This is a genomic window from Microvirga sp. P4_A5, from assembly GCF_056402495.1.
The window spans coordinates 1-2,361 of record NZ_JBFUHH010000189.1 but is presented as its reverse complement, the minus strand read 5'-3'; the positions used below and the strand labels follow the sequence as shown (position 1 = coordinate 2,361).

Below are 2,361 nucleotides of genomic sequence, written 5' to 3'. Positions count from 1 at the left end.
AAGCTGGACATCCCAACCAGGTCGGCCCGAACAAGCGCCCGTTCCACACCATCATTCCGGGCTTCGTGACCCGACGCGGCGAACCCACGATGGCGTTCGGCCTCATGGGCGGTCCGATGCAGGCCCAGGGCCATGTGCAAATGGTCCTGCGAACGCAGATTTGGGGGCAGGATCCGCAGACGGCGTCGGACGCGCCCCGCTGGCGCATTCTGCAAGGTTTGGAAGTCGCCCTCGAATCAACGATGCGCGCCGAACTCATCGAGGGTCTCGCGGCGCGAGGACATGTCATAAAATCGGAAACACCTGACCAGAGCTTCGGATTTGGCGGCAGCCAACTTATCCAGAAAGTCGAGGGCGGCTATGTGGCGGGTTCCGATCCCCGCAAGGACGGACAGGCTGGTGGCTTCTGACGGAGTGGAAGCGATCGACACCATCAGGTCATTGCAAAGGTCGCCCGAGGCCAATATCCCTTTGACCATCGCTCTGTCCGGTCAAGGTGAACCGTCGCCCACATGGCTGCTCGCGTCAATCTGGAGAAAACGGTGAATCAATGAAGCGCTTGATTAACGAGCGGGGCGACATTCGATACTATGATAAGCTTTCTGTTGTAGTGAGTGGCAACGGTTCAAATTTTCGACGGCGCAACTTGTGTCTATCGAGGCTGGAACATGGACCTTCTGTCCTCGACGGGTGCCTGCGTGATGATGGGTGACAATTTGGTGGAAAAGCGCAAATCGCGACGCGCCCGTTCTCTTCTCGCCGGGCGCATCATTTTCAACAATCGCAAGTCCGTTATCGACTGCTCCGTCCGCGATATTTCCGACACCGGCGCAAGGCTCGCGTTTGCGCATCCGGTTTTCCTGCCGCCGGAATTCGAGCTGGATATCCCCAAGAGGGGCCCAGCCATTCGCGTGTACCTCCGCTGGTCCCACGGAAATGATCACGGCGTTTCGTTCGTCCACGACCCGGAACTGCCGTCAGATTCCTTGTCCCGCGCAATCTTGCCCAGCGTCGAACAACCGGACAATGCTGGACCCGAACCCATTGTTTCCGTCCCCCATGCGCCCGCTGTGCAGGCGGTCCTCGATGAGGCCCGCCAACGGATTGCCCACCTCGAAGGTGTCCCCCTCGATGCGGTGAAGCTAGAACTCGAAATTGACCCGACGAAGTAAATCGGAACCGTAACCGGACGCGTTACATTACAAAGGAATCGGTCGCGTCGCGACTGACCTTATTGGTGAGAATGGAAAGCGTGATTTGAGGGGAGAACCCGTTCCATCGGGATCGGAATCAAGGCAGCCCGTGGCCTTGTCGTAGATGATGCGATTCAAGGTGTCGAGGCCGACGGCGTGTCCGAGTTCGCGGATGACGGCGTAAAGCCCGTCCCCACCCAAATAGCCAAGCGGGGATCGAAAGCGCCCCAGATTTGCTGGCCATTCGCAGCGGGCGTCTCGTAGATCCCGCATCATCCCTCCAAGGCAATCGCAACCAGACAATGTCGCCCGTCACGACGTGGCTTCCATGGGCGATGACCAGGGGATCACCGCCGTCGGCGTGACCCGTGCTCACGCACGACACCGGACGAATAGTTTCATCGAGGCGCCCGTCAGCGAAGTTCGATCGCAAACCTGCGGAACAACCCCATGCACAGTACTGGCGACCTAATGATATCGTCGTGAGATTTGTTTGATAGGCCAAGGCTAAGTCAGTCGACACTCAAGAATACTGTAAACAACAGAAACGAATTTGCCTCCATGTCTGGCGGTGGGGTGGCGCACTATTCGGCGGACGATGTAGATCGGGGCTGTTTCATCGATGGAGGACGTCATGAAGGACGGCACTAAACTGATCGCGCCAACGGACGACACGACCGCGCCTGAGGCGGCAACCGGGTCCAAGCGTACCGCCTTGCGAGAGGGGATCGAAGCTCTCGTCGCGGACGCGGTGCCTCACACATTGGGGCTCTATAACGGCCGAGACGTGGCGATGGCGGCGATGGCGGAATGCGCCCCGCGGGATGGCGACGAGGGGCTTCTTGTCGGTCAGCTGGTTGCGATCGAGATGAATGCCCTGGAGTCCCTCAAGCGGGCGCGGGAATTCGGGATTTCGCCGGAACATCGGGACATGACGATCCGGCAGGCCGAGCGATTGGTGAACATGGGCCTTCGGTTGCGGGAGGCCTTGGCGCGCGGGCGGGGGCTGGTGCCGGGCCCGGTCAGCGTCAACAATCGCGTCAACGTCGAGGCGGGCGGGCAGGCCCTCGTGGCGATGCAGGCGCCGCTGCCCCTCGGAACTGGCGCCGATGGTGCGGCCGCGCCATCGACGGAGCCGCAGCCGCGCGAGAAATCGCCTCCCCGGGAC

General features: G+C 60.7%; 3 protein-coding genes. All 3 read left to right on the top strand.

Features of this window, described 5'->3' with window-relative positions; translation table 11 throughout:
- On the top strand, positions 1 to 410 hold a 410-nt coding region (locus AC1DVM_RS22985; protein ID WP_477258433.1), incomplete at its 5' end, for a gamma-glutamyltransferase.
- A gap of 258 nt (positions 411 to 668) precedes the next feature.
- Positions 669 to 1,172 carry a PilZ domain-containing protein gene (locus AC1DVM_RS22980; protein WP_477258431.1) on the top strand — a complete coding sequence of 168 codons (504 nt, stop codon included), beginning with the start codon at positions 669 to 671 and terminating at the stop codon, positions 1,170 to 1,172.
- A 655-nt stretch (positions 1,173 to 1,827) separates the two neighbouring features.
- The coding region (locus AC1DVM_RS22975) for a hypothetical protein (RefSeq protein WP_477258429.1) at positions 1,828 to 2,361 on the top strand (534 nt) is incomplete at its 3' end.

Coding starts and splice junctions, on each gene's coding strand:
- AC1DVM_RS22980 (WP_477258431.1), top strand. CDS start 669: ATGGACCTTCTGTCCTCGACGGGTGCCTGCGTGATGATGGGTGACAAT.